The 23,953-nt window shown below is 70.5% G+C and carries 26 protein-coding genes and 2 pseudogenes; 21 read left to right on the top strand and 7 right to left on the bottom strand.

The features are described from left to right. The first annotated feature begins 138 nt into the window (after positions 1-138). From ACFVSN_RS12430 to ACFVSN_RS12465, 8 genes are all read left to right on the top strand, one after another. The gene (locus tag ACFVSN_RS12430; RefSeq protein ID WP_387955275.1) at positions 139-1,554 is read left to right on the top strand and encodes an FAD-dependent oxidoreductase; all 1,416 of its coding nucleotides are present in this window, start codon (positions 139-141) and stop codon (positions 1,552-1,554) included. Positions 1,555-1,708: 154 nt separating this feature from the next. Further along, the gene (locus ACFVSN_RS12435; RefSeq protein ID WP_387954847.1) at positions 1,709-2,254 is read left to right on the top strand and encodes a hypothetical protein; all 546 of its coding nucleotides are present in this window, start codon (positions 1,709-1,711) and stop codon (positions 2,252-2,254) included. A gap of 30 nt (positions 2,255-2,284) precedes the next feature. Continuing rightward, the gene (locus ACFVSN_RS12440) at positions 2,285-3,259 is read left to right on the top strand and encodes a GNAT family N-acetyltransferase (protein WP_387954849.1); all 975 of its coding nucleotides are present in this window, start codon (positions 2,285-2,287) and stop codon (positions 3,257-3,259) included. 364 nt (positions 3,260-3,623) lie between these two features. Further along, entirely contained in the window at positions 3,624-4,154 is a 531-nt protein-coding gene (locus tag ACFVSN_RS12445) for an RICIN domain-containing protein (RefSeq protein ID WP_387954851.1), read from the top strand. 157 nt (positions 4,155-4,311) lie between these two features. Beyond that, positions 4,312-4,848 carry an RICIN domain-containing protein gene (locus tag ACFVSN_RS12450; RefSeq protein ID WP_380507141.1) on the top strand — a complete coding sequence of 179 codons (537 nt, stop codon included), beginning with the start codon at positions 4,312-4,314 and terminating at the stop codon, positions 4,846-4,848. Positions 4,849-4,988: 140 nt separating this feature from the next. Next, positions 4,989-6,218 carry a hypothetical protein gene (locus ACFVSN_RS12455; RefSeq protein ID WP_380448516.1) on the top strand — a complete coding sequence of 410 codons (1,230 nt, stop codon included), beginning with the start codon at positions 4,989-4,991 and terminating at the stop codon, positions 6,216-6,218. Continuing rightward, positions 6,202-6,972 carry an alpha-ketoglutarate-dependent dioxygenase AlkB gene (locus tag ACFVSN_RS12460; protein ID WP_387954853.1) on the top strand — a complete coding sequence of 257 codons (771 nt, stop codon included), beginning with the start codon at positions 6,202-6,204 and terminating at the stop codon, positions 6,970-6,972. Before ACFVSN_RS12455 ends, ACFVSN_RS12460 begins: the two co-directional genes overlap by 17 nt. A gap of 185 nt (positions 6,973-7,157) precedes the next feature. Continuing rightward, positions 7,158-7,727: a GNAT family N-acetyltransferase gene (locus ACFVSN_RS12465; protein ID WP_387954854.1), complete on the top strand. Its 570-nt coding sequence runs from the start codon at positions 7,158-7,160 to the stop codon at positions 7,725-7,727. 66 nt (positions 7,728-7,793) lie between these two features. Here ACFVSN_RS12465 and ACFVSN_RS12470 read toward each other — a convergent pair whose 3' ends face one another. Further along, positions 7,794-7,994, bottom strand: coding sequence for a hypothetical protein (locus ACFVSN_RS12470; protein WP_387955291.1), 201 nt, complete (start codon positions 7,992-7,994; stop codon positions 7,794-7,796). A gap of 36 nt (positions 7,995-8,030) precedes the next feature. On the opposite strand from ACFVSN_RS12470, the gene ACFVSN_RS12475 reads away from it, so the two are divergent. Continuing rightward, positions 8,031-8,177 (top strand): hypothetical protein, encoded by a 147-nt coding sequence (locus ACFVSN_RS12475; protein ID WP_387955292.1) that lies wholly within the window; start codon positions 8,031-8,033, stop codon positions 8,175-8,177. Between the two features lie 11 nt (positions 8,178-8,188). Here the strand turns inward: ACFVSN_RS12475 and ACFVSN_RS12480 are convergent. From ACFVSN_RS12480 to ACFVSN_RS12490, 3 genes and pseudogenes are all read right to left on the bottom strand, one after another. Then, positions 8,189-8,281, bottom strand: a pseudogene (locus tag ACFVSN_RS12480) (DUF397 domain-containing protein); the annotation flags it as partial. 82 nt (positions 8,282-8,363) lie between these two features. Then, positions 8,364-8,585 carry a DUF397 domain-containing protein gene (locus ACFVSN_RS12485; RefSeq protein ID WP_380448522.1) on the bottom strand — a complete coding sequence of 74 codons (222 nt, stop codon included), beginning with the start codon at positions 8,583-8,585 and terminating at the stop codon, positions 8,364-8,366. Continuing rightward, on the bottom strand, positions 8,582-9,427 hold the full coding sequence (locus ACFVSN_RS12490; RefSeq protein ID WP_380448524.1) for a helix-turn-helix domain-containing protein: 846 nt from the start codon (positions 9,425-9,427) through the stop codon (positions 8,582-8,584). The genes ACFVSN_RS12485 and ACFVSN_RS12490 overlap by 4 nt, the downstream gene beginning before the upstream one ends. A 240-nt stretch (positions 9,428-9,667) precedes the next feature. On the opposite strand from ACFVSN_RS12490, the gene ACFVSN_RS12495 reads away from it, so the two are divergent. Beyond that, the gene (locus tag ACFVSN_RS12495; protein WP_387954857.1) at positions 9,668-10,063 is read left to right on the top strand and encodes an ATP-binding protein; all 396 of its coding nucleotides are present in this window, start codon (positions 9,668-9,670) and stop codon (positions 10,061-10,063) included. Beyond that, positions 10,060-10,323 carry a hypothetical protein gene (locus tag ACFVSN_RS12500; RefSeq protein ID WP_387954858.1) on the top strand — a complete coding sequence of 88 codons (264 nt, stop codon included), beginning with the start codon at positions 10,060-10,062 and terminating at the stop codon, positions 10,321-10,323. Before ACFVSN_RS12495 ends, ACFVSN_RS12500 begins: the two co-directional genes overlap by 4 nt. A 133-nt stretch (positions 10,324-10,456) precedes the next feature. Here the strand turns inward: ACFVSN_RS12500 and ACFVSN_RS12505 are convergent, their stop codons facing one another. Continuing rightward, positions 10,457-11,569 carry a peptidoglycan recognition protein gene (locus ACFVSN_RS12505; protein ID WP_387954860.1) on the bottom strand — a complete coding sequence of 371 codons (1,113 nt, stop codon included), beginning with the start codon at positions 11,567-11,569 and terminating at the stop codon, positions 10,457-10,459. Positions 11,570-11,822: 253 nt separating this feature from the next. Here ACFVSN_RS12505 and ACFVSN_RS12510 point away from each other — a divergent pair, with 253 nt between their 5' ends. Continuing rightward, the gene (locus ACFVSN_RS12510; RefSeq protein ID WP_387954862.1) at positions 11,823-13,103 is read left to right on the top strand and encodes a hypothetical protein; all 1,281 of its coding nucleotides are present in this window, start codon (positions 11,823-11,825) and stop codon (positions 13,101-13,103) included. 329 nt (positions 13,104-13,432) lie between these two features. Then, entirely contained in the window at positions 13,433-14,224 is a 792-nt protein-coding gene (locus ACFVSN_RS12515) for a hypothetical protein (protein WP_380448350.1), read from the top strand. 48 nt (positions 14,225-14,272) lie between these two features. On the opposite strand, the gene ACFVSN_RS12520 is transcribed toward ACFVSN_RS12515, so the two are convergent. Beyond that, positions 14,273-14,836 (bottom strand): polysaccharide deacetylase family protein, encoded by a 564-nt coding sequence (locus tag ACFVSN_RS12520; protein ID WP_387597935.1) that lies wholly within the window; start codon positions 14,834-14,836, stop codon positions 14,273-14,275. Positions 14,837-15,265: 429 nt separating this feature from the next. On the opposite strand from ACFVSN_RS12520, the pseudogene ACFVSN_RS12525 reads away from it, so the two are divergent. From ACFVSN_RS12525 to ACFVSN_RS12550, 6 genes and pseudogenes are all read left to right on the top strand, one after another. Beyond that, positions 15,266-15,652 (top strand): annotated as a pseudogene (locus ACFVSN_RS12525) (hypothetical protein); the annotation flags it as partial. Between the two features lie 33 nt (positions 15,653-15,685). Then, positions 15,686-16,114 carry a hypothetical protein gene (locus tag ACFVSN_RS12530; RefSeq protein ID WP_380448359.1) on the top strand — a complete coding sequence of 143 codons (429 nt, stop codon included), beginning with the start codon at positions 15,686-15,688 and terminating at the stop codon, positions 16,112-16,114. A gap of 200 nt (positions 16,115-16,314) precedes the next feature. Then, a complete protein-coding gene (locus ACFVSN_RS12535; protein WP_387954864.1) occupies positions 16,315-16,710 on the top strand; it encodes an ATP-binding protein in 396 nt (131 codons plus the stop codon). Then, positions 16,707-16,976: a hypothetical protein gene (locus tag ACFVSN_RS12540; protein WP_380448344.1), complete on the top strand. Its 270-nt coding sequence runs from the start codon at positions 16,707-16,709 to the stop codon at positions 16,974-16,976. Before ACFVSN_RS12535 ends, ACFVSN_RS12540 begins: the two co-directional genes overlap by 4 nt. 81 nt (positions 16,977-17,057) lie before the next feature. Further along, the gene (locus ACFVSN_RS12545) at positions 17,058-17,594 is read left to right on the top strand and encodes a hypothetical protein (protein ID WP_380448342.1); all 537 of its coding nucleotides are present in this window, start codon (positions 17,058-17,060) and stop codon (positions 17,592-17,594) included. Then, on the top strand, positions 17,591-21,535 hold the full coding sequence (locus ACFVSN_RS12550) for a glycosyl hydrolase family 18 protein (protein WP_380448341.1): 3,945 nt from the start codon (positions 17,591-17,593) through the stop codon (positions 21,533-21,535). The genes ACFVSN_RS12545 and ACFVSN_RS12550 overlap by 4 nt, the downstream gene beginning before the upstream one ends. Positions 21,536-21,670: 135 nt before the next feature. On the opposite strand, the gene ACFVSN_RS12555 is transcribed toward ACFVSN_RS12550, so the two are convergent. Continuing rightward, the gene (locus ACFVSN_RS12555; protein ID WP_380447615.1) at positions 21,671-22,261 is read right to left on the bottom strand and encodes a TetR/AcrR family transcriptional regulator; all 591 of its coding nucleotides are present in this window, start codon (positions 22,259-22,261) and stop codon (positions 21,671-21,673) included. 116 nt (positions 22,262-22,377) lie between these two features. On the opposite strand from ACFVSN_RS12555, the gene ACFVSN_RS12560 reads away from it, so the two are divergent. Both ACFVSN_RS12560 and ACFVSN_RS12565 read left to right on the top strand, forming a co-directional pair. After that, positions 22,378-23,085 (top strand): SDR family oxidoreductase, encoded by a 708-nt coding sequence (locus tag ACFVSN_RS12560; RefSeq protein ID WP_380447617.1) that lies wholly within the window; start codon positions 22,378-22,380, stop codon positions 23,083-23,085. Between the two features lie 68 nt (positions 23,086-23,153). Beyond that, positions 23,154-23,576: a tautomerase family protein gene (locus ACFVSN_RS12565; protein ID WP_387594630.1), complete on the top strand. Its 423-nt coding sequence runs from the start codon at positions 23,154-23,156 to the stop codon at positions 23,574-23,576. Positions 23,577-23,953 lie beyond the last annotated feature (377 nt).

Raw genomic sequence — 23,953 nt, forward strand, 5'->3', positions numbered from 1 at the left:
GTTAAGGGCAGGCTGCGGACAGCCGCCGTTTAACAACGTTAAGGAGAGTGGCCCGTGTCCGCGTCGCCCGTGTCCGCGTCGCCCGTGTCCGCGTCGCCCGTGTCCGCGTCGCCCGAATCCGTGCCGTCCGAATCCGCGCTGCCCGAATCCGTGGACGTCCTGATCGTCGGCGCCGGCCCCACCGGCCTCACGCTCGCCCTCGACCTCGCCCGGCGCGGCGTCCGGGCGCTGCTCGTCGAGCGCGCTGCCGCGCTGTTCCCCGGCTCGCGCGGCAAGGGGCTCCAGCCGCGCACGCTGGAGGTGCTGGACGACCTCGGCGTGCTGGCCGGGGTCCGCGCGGTGGCCGGGCACTACCCGGCGAACCTGTTCTGGAAGGACGGCGAGCCCCAGGGCGAGCGCCGCATGTACGACCCGACCGAGCCCTCCGAGGCCGAGCCGTACACCGAGACGCTGATGCTGCCGCAGTGGCGCACGCAGCGCGTCCTGTACGGGCGGTTGCGCGAGCTGGGCGGCGACGTCGCCTTCGGCCGCGAGCTGGTCGGCCTCGCGCAGGACCCGGACGGCGTGACGGCCGCGTTCGCGTCGGGCGGCCCGGTCCGGGCCCGGTGGACCGTCGCGGCCGACGGTGGGCGCTCGACCGTCCGCCGGCTGCTCGGCATCGGCATGGCGGGGGAGGACATCGACCCGGCGACGATGCTGGTCGCGGACGTCCGGCTCGCCGACGGGGCGCTGGACCGCGATCACTGGCACGTCTTCCCCACGGGTGAGGACCTGCTGGCGCTCTGCCCGCTCGCCGGGACGGACGACTTCCAGCTCGTCGCGAAATTCCCGGAGGGGGCGGCCGTGGATGCCAGCCTGGAGGGGATCCGCAAGGTCGTCGCCGCACGCTCTCACCTGACGGCCGGTCATGTCGTCGACGTGCGCTGGGCATCCGAGTTCCGGCCGCGGACGGGACTCGCGGACCGGTTCCGCGACGGACGCGTGTTGCTCGCGGGCGACTCCGCGCACGTGCACTCGCCGGCCGGCGCGCAGGGCCTGAACACCAGCATCCAGGATGCGTACAACCTCGCCTGGAAGCTGGCCGCCGTGCTCTCCGGCGCCGCCCGGGAGGCGCTGCTCGACACCTACGAGGAGGAGCGCCGCGCCAACGCGGCGGAGATGCTCGACCTCTCCACGCGCGTGCACCGCGGCGAGGTCCGCCGTGGCCGCGCGACCCAGCAACTCGGCCTCGGCTACCGGGAGTCGACGCTCTCGGAGGACACCCGCGCCGGCCTCCCGGCGGACGCCCTCCGGGCCGGCGACCGCGCCCCGGACGGCCGCCGCGGCGGCGTCCGCCTCTTCGACGCCTTCCGTGGCCCGCACTGGACCCTGCTCGCCGTCGGCACCGACGCCGACCTGCCCGACCTCGGCGTCCCCGCCGTCCGCATCCCGCCCTACGAGGCGTACGGCGATGGCGTGTTCCTCATCCGCCCGGACGGCTACGTCGGCTGGGCCGGCACGACGGCGGACGGCCTGGAGTCGTACGCGGCCCGTAACGGCGTGCGCGGCGCTTGACCCACGCGGCGCTTGACCCACGTGCCGCTCGACCCACGCGGTGCTTGACCCACGCGAGCGAGGGGGCGTGCCGCCCGGCCCGGGCTGCGGGGGAGCGGCGGGTCGCGGCCGGAGACTGGGGGCCGTCGCCGCCCGCCGCAGGACAGGAGAGACCGTGGCCGACCACAGCCCCCGGGAGAAGACGGACGGCCAGGTCGGCGTCCTCGGCATCGCGCTCGGCGCGGTCCTGGCGGTCGTGTTCGCCCAGGGCTCGTGGCAGTGGTTCTCCACCTACCTCGGCGTGATGCTGCTCGCGGTGGTCCGCGCCTGCACCCGCCTGCCGACCCGCGCGCCCGGGCCGGTCACCGGGTACGTGCGCAGCCTGACGGCGTACGCACTGGTCGTCGGCCTGTGCGTGGCGATCGCGCTGGCCCCGGCGATGCAGCGGTGGCGGTGGCTGTTCCCGATGCCGGGTACGCGCGCGGGCTGCGCCGAACTGGGCCGCTACCAGGCCCTGACCGCGCGGCAGGCGGTGGGCGGCCTGGCCGTCCAGGACGGCGCGGCGGTGGCCCACGCCCAGGCCGACCAGGCCCGGCACGCCGTCGACGCGTGCCTCGCGGCCACGACGACGCTGTGGCTGCCGGTCTACGCGCTGGGGACCGCGGCGCTGGTGGTCCTGGTCTCGTGGCGGCTCGGCCGGAGGAGAGCCACAGGCTGGTGAGAGGATGACCGGGACTCGAAAGGGGAGCGGATGGGCCTGGACGTCGTCCCGTTCGAGGAGCGGTTCGCGGAGCCCGCGGCGACGCTGCTCGCCGGGGAGCATCCGGACGGCGGGCTGGACCTCGCCGACCCGGTCGTGGCCCGTCGCCTCGTGGCGGCGTGGCAGGGTGCGGGCCCCGCCGTGGCCGCCGTCGAGGGCGGCGAGCTCGTCGGATTCCTGGCGGCGTCGGTCGACGGCGTCCCCGGGCCCCAGCAGGCGTCGATCCGGCTCCAGCAGCACGCTGCCGTCGGCGGCCGGAAGCGCGAGGCCTACCGCCGGCTCTACGCGGCCCTGGCCGGTCGACTCGCCGCCGTCGGACGGTTCGAGCACACGATCACGGTCTCGGCCGTCGACGGGGAGGTCACCACGGCCCTGTTCGAACTCGGCTTCGGCATCGACCAGATCAAGGGCCTGCGGCCCGCCGTCGCCTCCACCGGGCAGGACGTCCGGCTGCGCGAGGCCGGGCCGACGGACCTCCGCAGACTCCTCGAACTCACCGTAGAGCTGCAGCAGTTCCACGCCACCTCGCCGATCCTCCGGCCCGCGCTCCTCGACGTCCCCGCCGTTCGGGACGGTTTCCTCGCCGCTCTCGGCGACGACCGGCGGCTGCTCCTCGTCGCCGAGGAGCGCGGGCGCGTCGTCGGCATGATGCAGGCGGAGGCCGACCAGCGGCACCGTTCCACGGCGGTGGTCGGCATCGCCTCGGTGACGGCGTCCGCCCGGTCCGGGGGCCTCGGCACGGCGCTCCTGGCCGGAGTCTGCGACTGGGCCGCCCGCCGGGGCTTCGCGAACGTCGCCGCCGGCTGGTCGTCCGCGAACCCGGTGAGCGATTCCTTCTGGCGCGGACGCGGCTTCGCCCCGGTCGGCTACAAGCTCACCCGCCTGATCGACGCCCGCGTCGCCTGGGCCGACAGCCGGCTGGGCTACGCCCATCACCTGCCGGGGGGCTCGCCGCTCCCTCTGTGACGAACTCCGCTCACCAGGAGCAGAGTTAGGGTACTGAGCAAGTGACGGCAAACCGGATGGCCCGGACCGAGGGCGAGGCGGGGCTCCTTCAGGGCGGTACCCCGTTGTTGCCCATCGCCGCAGGCACTGGCGCGGTGACGATGATCGTCACCGCGTCCGCCGTCCTCGCCTTCAAGTCCGCCGGACGGCGGGTGCCGGAACGGTGAGAACGGTGACTGCCGTGGGCAGCTGACGGTCAGAAATATTTTTTCGAACGGACCTGCAACCTCCGTGGCACCCACACGTCTGTGGAAGTGAGAGGCGGGGGAATCGCCAAGTGCCTCTCACTTCCACAGCACACACGTATGGATCCATAGGGGGAACCATGTCCATCCGCTCTGCCGCCGCCGTGCTCGTCCTGGGCCTCACGGCCGGCCTGGTCGCCGCCGCACCGGCCTCGGCCGGGAACAACCCCTGGCCGAAGTTCACGCCGCTGGCGGCCGACACGACCGTGCAGATCCAGGCCGACTTCAGCGGCAAGTGCCTGGCCGTCGCAGACGCCCGCACCGACGACGGCGCGCCCGTCGTCGAGACGGCCTGCACGGGTGACGACAGCCAGCAGTGGAACATCACCAACGGCTACGCGTTCAACGTCCACAGCGGCAAGTGCCTTGAGGTGCCGGCCTGGAGCCGCACCGCGGGCACCGCGATCGACCAGTGGACCTGCAACCAGGGCGACAACCAGCGCTGGGGTCAGATCAACATCGTCGGCAGCAACACCATCGCCATCCCCAACTGGAACAGCGGCCTGATCCTCGACGTCGACGGCGCGAACCACGCCGACGGCACCCCGGTGATCCAGTGGTACTCGGACTACCACGCCAACCAGCGCTTCACCCTCAACCCGGTCGGCTGACCCACCCCGCACCACCCCGGCCCCCGGCCCGGCCACCACCGGGCCGGGGGCCACCTTCGGCGCGTCAGGGCGCCGATCCTCGGCGCTGCGGACAGTGGGGGGAACACCAAGTTCCGTTCGCGCCATACGACATCAGTCAGGACCCACAGGGGGGGCCATGACCATCAACTCCACTGCCAAGCGCCGCATCGGCTCCGTCGCCACCGCCGGGCTCGGCCTCGGCCTGGCCGTCGGCCTGCTCGCCGCCCCGGCCGCGGCCGGCTTCACGTACCACCCGCTCGCGGCCGACTCCACCGTGCAGATCCGGACCTTCGTCGGCAAGTGCCTCCAGATCGCGGACTCCCGCACCGACAACGGGGCTCCCGTCGTCCAGGCGACCTGCAACGGCGCCCCGGGCCAGCGGTGGAACATCTCCGACGGCTTCGCCGTCAACGTCAACAGCGGCAAGTGCCTTGAGGTGCCGGGCTGGAGCAAGACCCAGGGCACGGCCATCGGCCAGTGGGACTGCAACGGCGGTGACAACCAGCGCTGGGGCAAGGTCAACGTCGACGGCAACACGCTGGCCGTCGTCAGCTTCGACAGCGACTTGGTCCTCGACGTGTACGGCGCCGGCCACGACGACGGCGCTCCGCTCGTCCAATGGGGCGGGTCGCGCTACGACAACGAGCGCTTCACCCTCGCCCCGGTCGGCTGACCCACCCCGCACCACCCCGGCCCCCGGCCCGGCCGACGCCGGGCCGGGGGCCATTTCCGTTGCCCGGCGTCGAGGCCCCGTGAGAGCATCGAAGCTCATTTGATCCATTCGCCGAGATCTGCAGGTGGCAGGTACCGCTGATGAACACAACGGGGCCAATAGAGGCGTGCATCGAGGATGGGAACAACATCCTGGTCGCTCCTTCGACGTTGCACGACGATGACGTGGTTCGGGATTTCTTCGGGTCCGTGATCTCGCCGGAGGTGCTTGCTTCCGGTTCGCTCGATCTCGCACAGAAGACCGTCTACCTGTGTGGCGACATCTCCGGGATCAGCGGACGCCAATTGGACGGTGCCGCGCGGGTTTTCGTCGTTCGGGAGCTGTCGCACGGTTTCCGCGAGGACGCCGGGGAGGCTTGGGAGTGCGTCGGGGTCGGGCGAGTTCCCGTCCGTGTCCACGGCGTCGGCGTGTACTACCGGCGCTTCTTCGCACTCGATGGGGATCACTTCGGACGGATCAGCGCGGAGCACGAGTTCCAGTCCCTGACGGAGTCCACCAAACCCGGATCGGCTCATCGCAGCGGAATCTACCTGACGCCCGTCACGCAGGACGGTGACGAACTGCATTTCCGCCTGCTCCGGTGCTCCACGAACCTCTCGGGGCCGACCGAGGGCTTCCGCCCCACCGACACGGGCATCGTCGACGCTCTGAATCGCGAGGCCGCCGGCATCTTCCGGGGCCAGGCGCCGCTCAATCACGTCCTCGCGCAGATCTACCGCAACACCGCTGCCACGACCGAGCGCAAGCAGTCCAAGGCCAAGATCTCGTCCCACGCGGACAAGACCAAGGACATGCCCGCCAACGGCATCATGGCCTTCTGCACCTTCTACGAGGGGCTCGACAAGCTGCGGCCGTTGGGCGAAGACGGCTTCGACTACGGGGTGAAGGGTGTCAGCGGGCTGACCAGGCTTCAGTTCCGCCTGAAGGGGCCGGCTGAAGACCACGACGCGGTCGCGCTGCCCGCGCAGTTCACGGTGACGCTCTATCCCGGCTCCGTGTTCTTCATGCCGCTGTCCACCAACCGCCTGTACACGCATGAGATCAAGCCCTCGGCGCTGGACGCCGAGCTGCTTCCGACCCGACTGGGATACGTCGTGCGCTGTTCGAGCGCCGAAGCCGTTCACAAGGACGGGGAGACGTTCCTCAAGGGGGAGGGGGAGTTGGTGAAGTTGGGGCCGGCGACCGAGGAGGGCATGGACGAGCTGCGCGGGCTGTACGCCGAGGAGAACAGGAGCTCGTCGTTCATCGACTACGGCGACCGGTTCCGCTTCAGCATGAACGCGGGGGACTACCGTGCCCCGCGAATCTAGGATCTCGGAGGAGGTCCGCACGGTCGATCTGTCGATCGAGGAGAATCTGTTCGCGGAGCTGTCCGCGTCGACTCGTTGGGAAGACGTGGGGAAGGGGCGGCGCGGAGCCGTTCTTGCCAGGGTCGACGAGGCGGGTGGTGTGCCTCTCGTGCGGACGACCACTCGGTACGGCAGCCCGGCGCAGCGATTCCGGGCAGTGCACGAGCGGCTGGCGCAGCGGATCCAGGAACGTGCGGCGCTTCCGGTCGGCTTCAACAACGCTCTGATCGAGAGCTACACGAACGCCTACCGGAAGATGGGCGGCCATTCCGACCAAGCCCTCGATCTGGCCGGTGATTCGTTCATCGCCGTCTTCTCCTGCTACCGGCATCCCGAGGAGGGTTCGCAGAGGAAGCTGATCTTCGAGTCCAAGGGGACCGGTGGGGAGGAGTTCGAGATCCCCCTCGCCCACAACAGCGTGGTTGTCTTCTCCGTCGATGCGAATCGGCGGCTCAGGCACAAGATCGTCCTGGACGCGCCCGACGAGGCGCCGGACAACCAGTGGTTGGGCGTGACCTTCCGAACGTCGAAGACCGTGGTCCGGTTCCACGACGGACACGCGCATCTCCCGCAGGGCGCGCGCCTCTTGGCGGCCGACGACGAGCAGCAGCGCGAGTTCTACCAACTACGACGGCGTGAGAACCAGGAGACGGACTTCGCCTACCCCGCGCTGGCGTACACCATCAGCGAGAGCGATCTGATCCCGCCCGTGTGAGCAAGAGGGAGGCCGCCCCACGAGTCTCGCGGGGCGGCTTCGAGCTTGAGAGGACACAGGCGGGTCCTCGGCCGTGACGTGAAGGCGGCCGTGTCGTGCTGCTGTTCCTCCAGCACGCCACCCGGTGACAGACGCGGCCCGAAAACTCCCTGGACCGTCCGACCCGTCTCGGCCATGATCCTCACGTGGCCACCTACCTCGAGTCCGAGCGCCTGACCCTGCGCCCCTTCGCCGCCGCCGACGCGGACCTGCTGATCGAGCTGGACAGCGACCCGGCGGTGATGCGCTACCTGACCGGCGGCGCTCCAACCCCGCCGGAGGAGGTCCGCGACCTCGCCATCCCCAGCATCCTCGCCGGCTACGAGCGCTGGAATCATGACCTCGGCCTGTTCGCCGCGCACGAGAAGGACAGCGGCGCGTTCGTCGGCTGGTTCTGCCTGCGTCCGCGGCGCAGCGGCCCGCGTGAGGAGGCCGAACTCGGCTATCGCCTGCGCCAGGCGGCCTGGGGCCGGGGCTACGCCACCGAAGTCTCGCAGGCGCTGCTGGCGAAGGGGTTCGCCGAGCTAGGCATCCGCATGGTCTGGGCCGAGACGATGACCGTGAACCGCCCTTCGCGTAACGTCATGGAGAAGCTCGGGATGACGCTCGCGGAGAACATCCCCACGCCGGACAGCATGATGGCGGTCGAGGGTTCCGAGCACGGGGGTGTGCGGTACGAGATCACGAAGGAGCAGTGGGAGCGGCGGCAGGCGTAGGCGGCGCGAGGCGCAGCGCCCGTGGATGTGAAGTCATCGGCCCGCGCGGCCTTGTCTCATCACGCCCTATCGGGCACATCCCGGCAGCATCTTGCCGAACTCGTTGCTGAGCTCGTCCCTGCCTGGGAGGCGCAGCAGGAGTCTGCGCTGCGGGAGCGGCGCGGCGGCGACCGCCGCCGCGAGGCTGGTGCCGGCCCGAAGCATCGTCTGGTGTTCGTCGACCGGGTGCCGGCCACGCTCGCGCACCTGGGGCACGATCTTCCGCACCCGGCCCTGGCTGCGCTGTTAGGAGTGGACCGCTCCATGCTGTCCGCCGCGATCCGGCAGGTCCGGCCGCTGCTGGCGGCGCGCGGGTCCGCCGTGCCCGACCAGCCCGGCATCCGGCTGCGCACCATCGAGTACGTGAACGCCCGCCAGGCCTCGTGGCTGAAGCCGAGAGCCGGCCCGTGAGGGTCCTTGCTGTCGCGGACCGGGACGATGTCCGAGATGCCGTCGGCGAGTTCGACGCAGTTGCCGCTTTCGCCGCCGCTGTAGCTGCTCTTGCGCCACGTCAAGTCAGTGGACGTGCGTGCCCTTCCGAGCTGGCCGATCGGGCGGCCCCCGCGCGCTTCGCGGGGGCCTCCCCAGGGCAGAGGTTCAGAGGGTGGTCGGGAAGTCGCCGGCCTGGATGCCGGTGATGAACGCCCGCCAGGCCTCGGGGCTGAAGCCGAGAGCCGGCCCGTGAGGTTCCTTGCTGTCGCGGACCGGGACGCCTTCTGCGTAGCAGTCTGCGACCTCGACGCAGTTGTCGTTCGGGTTGCTGGCAGCTGCCTTCTTCCACTTCACGGGGAGTGCGGAGGCGATTGGGAAGTGGGTCACTTGAGCGCGTCTCTCTTCTGTGTGATGAGGTCGAGCGACTGATCGAGCGGCAGGGCGGTGGCCATGATCTCGTCGAACGCCGCGCGGTAGACATCGACATGCTCTGGATCTTCGACCCAATCGCTGCTGAGCATGCCGCTGAGCAGGACGAGGTCGAGATCGCGCTGCCGAAACTCCAGGAGGGTGAACGGCCCGGTCATTCCGGGGTGAGGGGGAGACAACGCCGGCATGATCTGGATCTTGATGTTGGGGAGGCGGCTGAACTGCAGCAACTTGTCCAACTGATCGGTCATGACGCCCGGAGCGGCATGCATGGTCAGGGCCGATTCATGGATGACGGCCCAGAGCTTGAGGGGGTTGTCGGAGCGGGTCAGGACGGATTGCCGGTTGATCCGGACCTCGACGCGTTCCTCAACGCTGGGCTTGTTTATCACGCCGCTGGCGATGATGGCGTGGGCATACTGGCGCGTCTGAAGTAGCCCAGGGATGTAGGCCGATTCGTAGGACTTGTGGCCGGTAGCGGTCTCTTCAAGGCGAATCAGATCCGTGTAGAGCGGGTTCAGCTGCTCGTAGCCCGCCATCCAGCCGGGCCGGCGCTTGTCGCGGAGGATCTCGACGAGGACTTCCTTGAGCTCCTCCTCGCACCCGTAGAAGTCGAGCAGCGCGCGGACGACGTCGGGCTTCAGCTGGACGCGGGCGTTCTCGTACCTGCTGAGCTTGACGAGGTTGATGCCCGGGACTTGGGCGGCAACTTCCTCTGCCGACAGGCTCTTGAGCTCGCGGAGCCTCCTCAGCTCGGCGGCGATGCGTCGGTACCGCACCGCTGGCACTGCTACTGCCATCTACCCAGCCCTCCAGAACGTCCAGGCACCAGTGTGCATGCGAGTGGTGACGGTTCGCCACCACCCTCATGAGCCTAGAGGCGGCACCTTGCGATGAGAGCTGAAAGTTTTCATATTTCGACGACATGCCTTGCGATGCGTAGTCGTGATGCTCCATGCTGTGAGTGACGAAGTGCTGGCATTGCGTGACATGGCCGGCGCTTTGACCCCCAAGTCATGTGTGCGGAAGGTGTCTTCGCCATGTCCATCCATGTGTCTTCCATCTGGCTGCCGCGCAGCCGTCGAGCGCCGGGCGAGGCGCGGCGGCGGCTCTCCTCGCTCCTCGCCGCCGCTCCCAGCGGTGGCCAGTTCCTCGAACCCGGGCTCCTCGCCGTCTCCGAGCTCGTGACCAACGCCGTCGTCCACGGGACGCCCACCGGCTACCTCATCTACCTCGCGCTCGACGTCTCCCCCTCCCGTCTCCGCATCGAGGTCCACGACGCCCGTGGCGACCGCGCGCCCGTCCTCTCCCCGCCCGGCCTCGACGACGAGGCCGGGCGGGGGCTCCAGATCGTCAAATCCGTCACCGACACGTGGGGTTGCTGCCCCCGCGATCCCATCGGGAAGATCGTCTGGTGCGAGGTCCTCGCCCGATGAGAGCCGACCACGTCATCACCGTCGAGATCACGGGCATCCACCGCCCGCCGGTCGCCTTCGACCTCACCGCCGCGAACCTCGCCTCCCTCTGGGACGCGATCCGCTTCCTCCCCATGCCCCCCGACCAGCACCACTTCCTGGAGCGCTACCTCCTCGGCCCCTGCGCCGAGCGCTCCCTCTCCACCTACCTCACCCTCCACTCCACCTTCTCGATCCCCCTCGGCGCCCACGAGCTCCGCATCCGCTGGGCTCCGGCCTGACGTTCGCGAAGTCCGGCTCCCCCGACCGCAGGCAACACCAACTGCCGGTCGTCCTGACCGAGGGGCAGGACGACCGGCAGCCACAGTTCATTCCGCTCTTGTGCCAAGAGCTGTTCCTTGCGGGGCGACGGAGCTACCCCTGGAGGCCGGCCGCCGTGCCGCGGATGGCGGGGAGCCTGGAGTAGAGGGCGTCACCGGGGCATTCGGTGGCGAAGCCGTCGCGGTGGCCCGAGATGGCGTCGAAGTCGACGACGGTGCCCTTGGGGTAGCGGCTGGCGTCGGAGCCGGAGGTGAGCTGGTACGTCCCGTCGGCTGTCCGGCCGGTGAGGCCGAGCTTCCATGCGGAGATCTTTGCGAGGCCGTCCTGCAGTTCCTGCGGGGGATCGTCGGAGCTGTAGGTGCCGATGGCGGCGATACCGGAAGAGTTGGTGTTGAAGCCGAGGGTGTGGGCGCCGAAGACGGGCTGGTCGACGCCGCCGGCGCGGCCCTCGTAGATGGTCCCGCAGCGGTCGACCAGGAAGTTGTAGCCGATGTCCCGCCAGCCGTTGCTCTGCACGTGGTACTGGTAGATCGATCTGATCAACCGGGGTGCGTCGCTGCAGGCGTAGTCGGTGGCGGTCACGGTGTGGTGGACGAAGGTCACCCGGACCGCGCCGGTGTACACGAAGCCCTGTTCGCGGATGGACTCGTCCGCGCCCCATCCCGCCCGGGTGACGATGCCGGGCCGCGGTGCGGCGGGGGCGGCGGGCCCGGCCGGGCGCTCGGGAAGGGTCCGGGCGTCGACGGGGGCCGCGCCCTGGCCGGGGTCTACCAGCTCGACCCGCAGCCCGCGCGGGAGACCGGCCGGACCGGGGCGCACGTCGACCGCGACGCCGTCGCTGCGGCCGGCCCACAAGGGGGCGGTGGCACCGTGCGGGGCGGTGTCGGGGCCGTCTACTGCATCGGTCTCGAGCGTGTGCCAGTCGCTCCAGCGGCCGGTGACGGCGTCGCGGGTGCGGACCCGCACGGACCCCCCGGCGAGGGCAGCGGGGGAGCCGTCCCAGACCACGCCGAGGAGTTCGAACGCGCGGGTGGCGCGGGGTATGACTCTTCCGCCGGGAGTGAGGGCCACCGAGGTGACCGAGCCGCCTCCGGCGGAGGTGCGCGGCATAGGTGCAACCGGGCTGTCCGCGGCGGCGACCGAGGGATGGACGAGCAGGGCGGCGGTGCAGCAGGCAAGGGCCGCCGCCGGGAGTGAGATCCTCATGGAAGGGATGCTCACCGCAAACCACGATCCCTGCATGTCGCCGAAGGCGGTCGCGCGGTCACGGGGTGTCGTCGGGGCGCGGGTGTGGCTGTGGAGCAGCGGCGTGGACGGTAGGGCGGCCCACGCGGGCGGCATTCGCCCGTACTCGGTAATTCATTGGGCCAGGCCGGTTAACTCGCGGCGCCGCGCGCCGCAGCCCGGTGGTACAGGCGCGTATTCAGAAGATCCGTTTTGCGGATCATCCAGGAGCGCCATGCGTACTCGAATCACCACCCTGGTCCTGTCGGGCCTGACGTCGGCCGCCCTCGTGTGGGGCGCCGGCGGGGTGGCCCATGCCTCGCCCATCAGCGACCACAGTGTGGCCTTTGACTCGCCGCAGGCCCAGGGCGAATGGGTCGACAGCCTTCTGCGGCTCGCCCAGGAGGACGGTGTCTCGCTCGGCGGCGACTGGGCCTCCGCCGGCCGCAGCGATCTCCCGTCGACGCAGGCCGTCCGCCCGGCCCACCGGACCGACGGCGGCAGCGAGCCCGAGGGGCTCTCGGTCGATGGCCAGGAGTCGAGTGTGGTGCCGCTGGACGGTGCCCTCCGGCCCGGCGACCAGGACCGGCCGATGGAGCAGGCGCCGGAATCGGTGCTTCCCGAGGGTGCTTGGGCCAACGGCGGCGAGCACTGCGACCAGATGCCCGGCCACGAGTCGCACGGCCACGTCCCCGGACAAGGCCCCGGCGAGTGCATCTGCCTGCCCGCTGTTCCCGGCGCCCCCGCCGGGCACGGCCAGCCCCACGGCGAGCACGGCGAGCACGGGGAACACGGCGAGCACGGCGAGCACGGCCAACATGGCGAGCACGGCGAACATGGGGAGCACGGGGAGCACGGGGAGCACGGCGAGCACGGCGAACATGGGGAGCACGGGGAGCACGGCCAACACGGCGGCTCGGAGCAGGGCCAGGGTCAGAACGACCAGCAGAACCAGAACCAGGGCCAAGGTCAGGACCAGAACCAGGGCCAGGACCAGAACCAGGGTCAGGACCAGAACCAGAACCAGGACCAGAACACCCAGCAGGACCAGAACCAGGGTCAGGACCAGCACGTCGACGTGACCGTCATCGTGCAGAACACCGTGGCCAACAACCTGAACAACAGCGCCAACAACAGCGCCACCAGCAACTCGAACAACTCCGCGCAGAACAGCGCCCAGAACACGGCCCTCAACAACCAGTCGGCCTCGCAGGCCAACAACCTCTCCAACCAGCAGAGCCAGACCAACCAGCAGTCCGCGTACAACCTGAACAAGATCAAGTTGATTGCGGAGGAGCTGGCGGTGCGGCCGCCGCACAAGCCGGCCCACCACGGCGGGCACGGGCACGAGGTGGTGCCCGGCCACCACGGAGGGGGCGAGGAGCACCTCGCCGGACACCACCACGGCGAGCTGGCCCATACGGGCGCTCCGGAGATGCCGGTCCTCCTCGGGCTCTCCGCCGCGTTCCTCGCGGCCGGCGCGGCCGCCATGCGGCTCAGCCGACGGCGCACCTGATCGAACCCGTTGCGCGGGAGCGTGCGTAGGGTTCGAGGGCATTCGTGAACCGGCCTCCACCAGGCAGTCGTCCTGGTGGAGGCCGGTTCCGTGGGTCACTGATCCGGCAATTCCCCCGATCCGGAATCTCCGTGCCACTTCCCCGGAGAAGGGAGTGGGGAGAAGAATCGAACCCGCGTCCTATGGCTGGCCGCACCGGGGGCCTGTATTTCTCTCGACATGGCAGCCACAGGGTCCGGTGGGCCGGTCCGGAATGGTCAGGGTGCGCTAGCCTGTGCCAATATCTCCGACCCGATGGGATTTTACCGATGACCGTCGAGGAATCCTGGTTGACCGGTTCCACGGAGTTGCCCTGCGGAACGGCCGCGAACCGGTGCCAGTACAAGAACCTCCCCTTGCGCGATCTTCCCCCGCTCGGTGTCGTGCGCCGCGCCCGGATCGCACGTGAAGGCCTGCGGGAGCGCCACAGTGGTGTTCCGGCACTCGGCCGGCCCTCCCGCTTCTCCGCGGGGGACTGGGTCCGTGTCAAGGACGAGGCGGCGGTGCGTGCCACCCTCGATGCCAAGGACCGCCACCGCGGCCTGTGGTTCACCCTCAGCCAGTGGTCGTTCTGCGGAGGTGTCTACCGGGTCGAGCGCATCGTGCGGCGCATGGTCGACGACCACTACCGCATGCGACGCCTGTCGGGCACCGTCGCCCTGGCCGGTGCCACCTGTCACGGAGCCGACGGCACGCAGGGCTGCGGACTGGACTGCGCGCTGCTGTTCCGCGACGAGTGGCTGGAGCCGGCGCCCGCGCCGGTCCCCGTCTCCCGGCCGGCCGTTCGGTGGGCGACCGTCCGCAGCCTCGCGGAGATCAGTGCCACCCTCGGGCCCGACGGACGCCTGAACGGAGTGCCGTTCCAGCCGGGCATGGAACGTCACGCCGGCACCCGGCACGGGGCCTCCGAACTCCGCCACCGGTCGCTCGCCTGGTGGCAACAGCCCGCCGCGGGGCGCTGGTTCATCCTTCACGGGCTGCGCTGTGGCGGCGAGCCGCTCATCACAGGGTGCGACCGCCAGTGCGCCCTGCTCTGGCACGAGTCCTGGCTGCGACTGGAACCCGTCGCCGTCGCGCCGTGACCGGTCGGCCGTCACCCTCCGCGGCGCCCGGCGGACCTCCGTCGGCCGTCATCGCCGCCAGCGGTCGCGCATCAGCTTCGCGGTCATGCGCAGCGGCCCGTCCCGGTCACCGACGTAGCAGCGAGGAAGCGCGTACACCCCGCTGTGGGCACCGGGGCTGACCGCGCACCCGTAGTCGTAGCCGGCCTGGGCCACCGCCTCCACGGCAGCGGCGTCGAGCGAACCGTAGGGGTAGCAGAACCCTTCGACCGCCCGGCCCGTGAGGTCCTCCAGTGCGTGGCGGCTGCCAGTGACCTGGGCCGCCAGATCCCGCGCGTCCAGGCCGGCCAGCCGCCGGTGCGTCAGCCCGTGCGAGCCGATCTCCAGCCCGGCGGCGGCGACTTCGTCGACCTGGTGCGCCGTCATCAGCGGCTTGCGCGGGCCCTTCCGGTCCCAGTCGTTGTATCCGCCCACGCGGTCGGCCACCACGTACACCGTCGCGGTGAAGCCGTGCTCCACCAGCGCGGGCATGGCCTCCTCGGCGAAGTCGCGGTACCCGTCGTCGAAGCTCAGCCCGACCATCCCCCCGGCGGTGCCGTCCCGATGACAGCGCAGCAGGGTGCCGACCGCCACCCCGCGCAGTCCTCGGGAAGCCAGCCAGCGGAGCTGACGGCGAAACCGCGCAGGGTCGACGGTGATCAGATAGGGATCCTCACTTGCGGCCGCCACGGAGTGGTACATCAACGTCCACGGGAAACGCCCCGCGACTCCACCGGTCGCCTGTTCCGGGGTGTTGCGTGATGTGATGATTCGCACGGTCTGCTCCAGCTTTCGGCGGAACCGCCTGTGGGGGTGGAGTTCAAGGAAACCGAATTCTGGCAGCGCCCGAACCGCCTTCCATTCGCGCCAGGCCATTCCGGGTCTTTTCACCCGAATGCCGGAGCGGCAACAGTTCGAACACCGCCCGGAGCCCTGGGGCCGTCCCACAACCGACGGGCCGCCGCGACACGTGCGCGAGAAGTCGGCGGGGCCGACTTCCTATGCGCCCGGGGTGGTCAGGTGGTGGCGTGCGGCGGTGAGGATCTCCTCGGACAGCTCGGCGTCGTCGCTCGCGCGGGCGAGGAGGATCGCGCCCACCAGGGTGGACAGGTCGGCGAGTGCGGTCTCGCGCCCGTCGCCGTCCAGCCGTTGCAGGCCGTCGACGAGGTCGCGCAGGCCGGCCGTGAACGCCGTGCGGACCGCGCTGCCGGGCTCGGCCCTCGCCGCCTCGGCGCCGAGGGCCGCGGCCGGGCAGCCGCCGCCCGGGTTATCGACTACGACCCGGAAATCGGAGCGGCAGCAGCCACGGCCATCAGGGCAGCGGGGTACTCCCCGCGGCTGATCATCGCTGACGGGCTGCTCGGCGACCCGGACGGCGGAGAGTACGACCGGCTCATCGCCACCTGTGCGGTCCGGTACGTCCCGCCCCCGTGGTTGCACCAAGTGAAGCCCGGCGGCGCCATCCTGGTCACCCTGTCCGGCTGGTCCTTCGGTTTCGGGCTCGCCCGGCTGGTCGTCACGCGCCCCGGCGAGGCCACCGGCCGCTTCCTGCCCGGCTACACCAGCTTCATGATCGCCCGACCGCACGACCGGCCGCACCGCCAGAGCCTCTCGCTGCTCCTCGGGGACGAACGCCGGACCCGGATCGACCCCGAGATGATCGGCACGTGGACCGGCGCTTGGGTCGCCCAGCTCGCGGCTCCCTCGGCCGAACGGATGGGGGTCGGCGGGCAACAGATCCTTTCCGACGTGGCCACCGGATCACAGGCCCGGACCATGCCCACCCCGGACGGCGGCTGGACCGTCGGGCAGCGCGGCCCGCTCCGCCTCTGGGACCAAGTGGAGAGCGCGATCGAGGCGTGGCAGAAGTAGGGCGAGCCTCACCAGGAAGGCTTCGGGATCACCGTCTCGGGGTCGGGACAGCGGGTGTGGATCGGGACGGAGGACGGTCCGGGTTGGGATCTGCCGATCTGAAGTTCGTTGCCCGGCGTCGAGGGGCGGTGAGAGCATCGAGGTCCATTTGACCTATTCGCCGAGATCTGCAGTTGGCAGGTACCGCTGGTGACTTCGCCATGTCCGTCAACATCTCCTCCATCCGGCTGCCGCGCAGCCGGCGGGCGCCGGGCGAGGCGCGGCGGCGGCTCTCCTCGCTGCTCGCCGACGTCCCGAACAGCAGCTGCTTCCTCGAATCCGGGCTCCTCGCCGTCTCCGAGCTCGTGACCAACGCCGTCCTCCACGGCACGCCCACCGGGTACCTCATCTACCTCGCGCTCGACGTCTCCCCCTCCCGTCTCCGCATCGAGGTCCACGACGTCCGGGGTGACCGCGCGCCCGTCCTCTCCCCGCCTGGCCTCGACGAGGAGGCCGGGCGGGGGCTCCAGCTCGTCAAATCCGTTACCGACACGTGGGGTTGCTGCCCCCGCGATCTCATCGGGAAGATCGTCTGGTGCGAGGTCCTCGCCCGATGAGAGCCGACCACGTCATCACCGTCGAGATCACGGGTATCCACCGCCCGCCGGTCGCCTTCGACCTCACCGCCGCGAACCTCGCCTCCCTCTGGGATGCGATCCGCTTCCTCCCCATGCCCCGCGACCAGCACCACTTCCTGGAGCGCTACCTCCTCGGCCCCTGCGCCGAGCGCTCCCTCTCCGCCTACCTCACCACCCACCCCACCTTTTCGATCCCCCTCGGCGCCCACGAGCTCCGCATCCGGTGGGTCAACGACTGTCGTTGATCTTTTGTCGACGCCGGGCTGGTCTACTGCCGCCACCGGTCCGTGGCCCTCCCGGCCCGACAACGTGAAAGGCATTTCCTCATGTCCAAAACCCTGTGGCGGCGCGCGGTCGGCGCCGTCGCCCTCGTGAGTGCGCTCGCGGCGACCATGGTCCAGATGACGCCCGCATCCGGCGACGACGCGCCGCCGCCGACCCGGGTGTCCCGTTCGGGGCCGGGGACGATCTCGGAGCGGTCGGGTAACAAGCCGTCGGTGAACGTCGAGTACGAGATCACGAATGTCTCCGTCGGACAGGCCTCGGTGGGTGACGGAACGTTCGCCGTGCGTGGGATCACCGTGAACTGGTCGGGACCTGCCGACAACGACCCGAACGGCGCGTCGGACTGGATCGCGATCTACGAGGGTGATCTACCCGCGGACGCCGACCTGGGGAAGTACAAAGTCTGGGACTGGGCCTGCCCGCGCAGCGGTTCCTGCGATTCGATGGGGTCGACGTTCGTCACCGACACCAGCGGAATGGGCCGGCACGACCTCGACCTGCAGAAGGGCAAGAAGTACACCATCGCGTACTTCACCTGGAAGTGGAATGTCCGTGCGACCTATGAGTACTGGGCATGAGGCGCCCGCTGCGCGCGCTTGCCGCGCTGCTCACCCTCGCCCTGTTCGCCGTGGTGACGCCGACGGAGGCCGTCGCCGTCGCTCCGAATGCCGATCAAGCGTACGCCGCGCGGTACTTCACGCGGACCGGGGTGGTTCGTACGGCGTTCCAGGCGCTCGCGGGCGCGGCCCGGGTGGCCGTCGACGGGATGGGAGCGAGCGGGAGCAACGTTCACTACACCCACCCGGGGACGACTCTGCCCACCACGCCCGGGTACTTGGCTTTTGGGGTAGGTGACTTGGGGACCGACGGCAAGGTCGCCGAGAACGCGGTTCAGTTGATCCTCAAGCAGAGGAACACGTTCATTGATGCCTTCTACGTCACTGCCACGAAGACGGCCTACGTCTTCTCGGGTGAGGCGCTAACCACTGACGCCATCAGGAACGTCCTTGGGCTGGCGAGGGACGTCGTTGTGGAGCGGAAAGTGCTGTCGTTCGACGCCAGTTACGGCGGTATGGGGCGTGATTCCCTCAACATTGACGTCGGTGTCCATTCGCTGCAGGCTGCGGTCGACGCCCTTCTGAACGCGGCGTCCCTACGAAGCCTCGACGAGCTCAAGGGTGCTCTGGCCACCCTGGTCGTGGCGTTCCCGGAATCGATCCGTAACCGCTTGGTCCGGGAGAACATCAGGAGCGCGATGTGGTCGGGGAACGTCTGGCGAGCGGCGCGAATGTTCACCGAGATCAAGGACTGGGACAAGATCTCTCGTGCGATCCGGGACCGGAAGAGCTATCTGGGCTATTCTGCGGTCGCCATGGCCGCGATGGTGACCGTGCTGAACTCCATCAACAACCGAACCGTGCAAGCCCGCAACGGCCCCACCGCCCCGCCCGACCCCGACGCCGCCGACCACTGGGCCCCCAACCCCGGTGGTGACCAGTCGAGTTGCCGCCCCGACGGCATGACCCCGACCGCGGGCGTCTCGGCCCCGTACTGCACCGCGTACGACGACCAGGGCCGCGAGCGCATGGGCGCCGCCCACCCCCGTCGCGTCGTCGGCTACCAAAGCAGCTGGCGCACCGGGCAGAACGGGCAGGACATGTACCTCCCGAACAGCATTCCGTGGGGCCAGGTCACCCACGTCAACTACGCCTTCGCCTGGATCGACGGAAACCGCATCTCCGTCGGGAACCCTGCCGACGCGAGCAATCCGAACGTCGGCATGACGTGGCCGGGCGTGCCGGGCGCGGAGATGGACGAGTCGCTCCCGTACCGGGGCGAGCTCAACCTCCTCACCCGCTACAAGCGGCAGCACCCACGCGTCAAGACCCTGATCTCCGTGGGCGGTTGGGCGCAGTCGAGCGGCTTCTACGCCCTCACCGTCAACGGCGACGGCAGCGTCGCCCAGGACCGGATCGACACCTTCGCCGACTCGGTCGTGGACTTCCTGCGCCAGTACTCATTCGACGGCGTGGACATCGACTACGAGTACCCGACCGCCCTCCCGCAGGCCGGCAACCCGAGCGATCGCCCGGTGTCGGACAGCCGCCGCCCGGGCCTGTCGGCGGGCTACACGGCGCTGATGAAGACGATCCGCGAGAAGCTCGACCGCGCGGCGACGGCCGACGGCCGGTACTACCTCCTGACGACGGCCGGCTCCGGCTCCGGCTACATGGTGCGCGGCATGGAGAACTTCGCCGCCCTCCAGTACCTGGACTTCGCGAACGTCATGTCCTACGACCTGCACGGCAGCTGGAACAACAACGTCGGCCCGAACGCGCCGCTGTACGACGACGGCCGGGACAGCGAACTGGCCGCGGCCGGCATCTACGACACGGCGAAGAACCCCGAGTACCGTGCGGAGGGCTACTTCAACACGGACTGGGCGTACCACTACTACCGCGGCGCCCTGCAAGCCGGGCGGATCAACCTCGGCGTGCCGTACTACACCCGCGGCTGGAGCGGAGTGACTGGCGGAGTCGGCAACGGCCTGTGGGGCACGGCGTCGATGCCCGACCAGACGAAGTGCCCCGCCGGCACCGGTCAGCAAGGAGGGACCTCGCCCTGCGGCGCGGGCGCGACGGGCGTCGACAACCTGTGGCACGACACCAACCCGGACGGCAGCGAGCTCGGCGCGGGGTCGAACCCGATGTGGCACGCCAAGAACCTCGAACGCGGCATCACGCCCTCCTACCTGCCCGCCTACGGCCTCGGCGGCCAGAGCGTCTCCACCGGCTACACCCGGCAGTGGGACGACACCCTCAAGTCCTCGTGGCTGTGGAACGACACCACGAAGACGTTCATCTCCACCGAGGACGAGCAGGGCGTGGGCGCCGTCGCCGACTACGTGTCCGCCAAGGGCGCGGGCGGCGTGATGATCTGGGAGCTGGCGGGCGACTACGCCTGCCCCGCCCAGGGCGAGTGCGGGACGGGCTACACCATGACCAGCCTGCTCGACTCGAAGCTGCGCGGCCAGGGTGCCTACGGCAACTCCCGGGCGGCCGGTTCGAGCGTGACGCTGCCCTCCCAGGTGGCCGACGTGAAGGCCGAGCTGGTCGCCTTCCCGACGGCCGTCAAGGACCTGTGGCCGCTCCAGCCGACCCTGCGGATCACCAACAACAGCGGTGTGACGCTGCGCGGCGACGCGCAGATCGCCTTCGACATCCCGACCTCCGCGCCCGCGCTGGTCAAGGACGGCAACTGGAAGGAGATCAAGAACGTCGCGCCCGGGCACACCGGCAGCAACGTCGGCGGCCTGAAGGGCGACTTCCACCGCGTCACGATCCGTCTCGGCGCGTGCGAGGATCTGCCGAGCGGCGCGTCCAGGGATATCCCGCTGAAGTACTACCTGCCGATCACCGGACCGGTCGACTTCACCCTCACCCAGGGCGGCCAGACCTACGGCCTGACCAGTGACAACCGGCGGGGCGTCGGCACGGTGGCCCCGGCCGCCGCGGCCGGGACCTGCGTGCTGCCCGTGCCGGACCCGCCGCAGAGCGGGCCGATGTTCGCCGGGAAGCCGAGCGTCGCCCTGAGCGCCGGAAACAGCTACCGGATCCAGTCCGCCGCCGCCAACGGCGCGCTGCTGACCGGCTCCAACGCGGGCACGGCCGAGACCTGGCCGTTCGCCGACGACGGCCACGCCTGGGACTGGACGGCGGCGAGCGTCGACGACCGGAGCGGTTGGCTCCTGCTGCGGGCCAACTCCGACAACGCCGCCCTCGACCTGGACCCGGCGACCTGGAAGGTGTACGCGAGGGGCGTCAACGGTGGCTCCAGCCAGCGCTGGTGGGTCGCGCCGGGACCGGACGGCACTGGCACGGTGTACCTGCACAACCAGCAGGGCACGCACTGCCTGACGTACGAGGGCGCCATGGCCCAGCCGCTCGTCGCCGGCTGCGACACCGGCAACACCAACCAGCTGTGGTACCTCAACGACAGCCCCCGGGCACCCCGTGCCAAGGACTGGGACGCCAGCGCCGTCTACACGCCCGACCAGGCCGCGTCCGACCGGACGGTGTTCTTCAATGGGCACAACTGGCTCGCCCAGTGGTGGACCCAGCACGTCGCGCCCGGCACCAGCGACACGCCGGGCAAGGACTCCTACCCGTGGAAGGATCTCGGCCTCGCCCAGGGCCCTGACGCGGTTCTGGCCGCCGGGGAGACCCTCTACCGCGGCGAGTCCATCACCGCGCCGGGCGGGTACCGGCTGGCCATGCAGACCGACGGCAACCTGGTGATGTACGCCCCGGGCGGAGGCGTGGCCCAGACCTGGGACACGGTCGGCCGCGGCGACCACCTCGCCATGCAGACCGACGGCAACCTCGTGCTCTACGGCACGGGCGGGGCCATGCTCTGGACGACCTCCACCAGCGGCAGCCCCGGTGCGTACCTGAAGATCCAGGACGACGGCAACCTCGTTGTCTACCAGGGGGTCCAGGTGAAGTGGCACCGGTGGTGAGCTAGCTGTGACACGTCGTGCGCCGGACCGGGGTTCGCCCCGGTCCGGCGCACGACGTTCGGGCACGACGATCGCGGGAGCTCGGATGTGGCGGGCGGCCGAGGGCGGGCGCGAGAAGTCGGCGGGGTCGACTTCCTATGCGCCCGGGGTGGTCAGGTGGTGGCGTGCGGCGGTGAGGATCTCCTCGGACAGCTCGGCGTCGTCGCTCGCGCGGGCGAGGAGGATCGCGCCCACCAGGGTGGACAGGTCGGCGAGTGCGGTCTCGCGCCCGTCGCCGTCCAGCCGTTGCAGGCCGTCGACGAGGTCGCGCAGGCCGGCCGTGAACGCCGTGCGGACCGCGCTGCCCGGTTCGGCGCGCGCTGCCTCGGCGCCGAGGGTCGCGGCCGGGCAGCCGCCGCCCGGGTTGTCGCGGTGGACCGTCGACAGGTAGCGCGACACGAACTCGGTGCGCGGGGACGGGCCCTCCTCGGGGCCCTCTGCGGGGCCCTCCCCGGTGAGCCGGTCCATGGCCTCGCGCCGTTCGCCGAACGCGGCCCGGAGGGCCTGGGCGACGAGGTCGTCCTTCGACGAGAAGTGGCGGTAGAAGCCGCCGTGCGTCAGCCCGGCGGCGGCCATCGCCTCCGGGACGCTGACCTGGCCCGCGCCCTTCTCCCGGATCAGCCGGGACGTCTCGTCGATCACCTGCTGCCGGTGCTGCTGCGCCTCGGCTCGTGACACTCGGGGCATGTCGGCGGTCCCTTCTTCCTCCGGGGGGCTGGGGAAGATCCTACTTCCGCGGCCACTTAGATGATGGTAATAATCTAAACCTGATCCGAGAGCGAAGTGAAGCGAGGAGAAGGCACATGACCGTCATCGAAGGCTCCGTCGCGCTGGTCACCGGAGGCCGGCGCGGCATCGGCAAGGCGCTCGTCGAGGAACTCCTGCGGCGCGGGGCGGCGAAGGTCTACGCCACCGCACGCAAGCCCGCCCCCACCCCCGCCGGCGACGCGCGGATCGAGGTCCTCCCGCTGGACGTCACCGACGGTGCCTCCGTCGCCGCCCTCGCGGCGCACGCCCGCGACGTCGACCTCGTCTTCAACAACGCCGGCGTCCTGCACCCGTCGCCGCTCCTCACGGCCGACCTGGACCTCGTGCGGGACACGTTCGAGACCAACGTGATCGGCCCGCTGCGCATCGCCCAGGCCTTCGCGCCCGTGCTCGCCGCGCGCGGCGGGGGAGCCGTCGTCGACCTGCACTCGCTCCTGTCGTGGGGAGCCGGCGCAGGGGCGTACGGCGCGTCCAAGGCCGCGTTGTGGTCGCTGACGAACTCGCTGCGCCTCGAACTCGCCGCGCAGGGCACTCAAGTCGTCGGCGTACACCTGGGGTTCGCGGACACCGAGATGGTCGCCGCCATCCCCGTGGAGAAGATCGCGGCGGCCGACGTCGCCCGGATCGTCCTCGACGGCGTCGAGCGCGGGGACAGCGAGGTGCTCGTCGACGACGCGACCCGCGCGATCAAGGCCGCGCTGTCCGGGCCGGTGGAGGGTCTCGCCGTCCTCGGCCGCAACTGAACGCCCGGCCGCAACCGAACGCCCGGCCGTAACCGACCACACGTCATATCCGCACAGGAGGAAGAGCCATGCCGCTCTGGCACGTGTACCACCCGCCCGGCACCTACACCCCGCAGCAGAAGAAGCAGCTCGCGGACGACATCACCGGCTTCTACACCGGCTTCGGGCTGCCGCCGTTCTACGTGATGACGCTCTTCCACGAGGTCGCGGCGGACTCGTTCCACGTGGGCGGCGAGCCCGCCCCGGACGCCGTGCGCATCGTCGTCGAGCACATCGCGCGGCACATGGACGACCCGGACCAGCGCCGGCGGACCAGGGAGAGGCTTTCCGCGCTGCTCGCGCCCCACACCAAGGACCGCGGGCTGTACTGCGAGTTCCACATCGACGAGACGCCGCGCGACCTCTGGATGATCGACGGCTTCGCGCCGCCGCCGACCGGGAGCGAGGCCGAGAAGCGCTGGGTGAAGGAGAACCGGCCGAGCGCGTACTGATCCCCCAAGGGCGGTCTGCGGTGAACACGTCGGGAGCGCCACCGCAGAGGCGTTCGCTGGCTACCCCGACGGCACCGACTGCGAGCCTCCGCGCGGCGGCCACTGACGGTCACCGCCGCCCGGCGGGGGCGCCCTTGGTCCGTACCGGCCGAACGGTCGGTCATCGCGGAGGGCCAACGGGCCGCCCCCGCCTCGGTGTTCGCCGCCGGTCAAGGTCCGCGCCCCGGGGAAAGGGAGCCTCGGGGCGCGGTCAACGGACCGTCAAGTTCGCGCGGACGACCTTGTTGGCGTGCCCGCGGCCACCTACCGTCATCACGCCGAGTCGCCGGTCCCGCTCCACGAGCCGCCCGACCCGTCGTTCCAGGACGCAGTGCCCC

It is taken from the genome of Kitasatospora sp. NPDC057904 (assembly GCF_042887925.1).
GTDB lineage: Bacteria > Actinomycetota > Actinomycetes > Streptomycetales > Streptomycetaceae > Kitasatospora.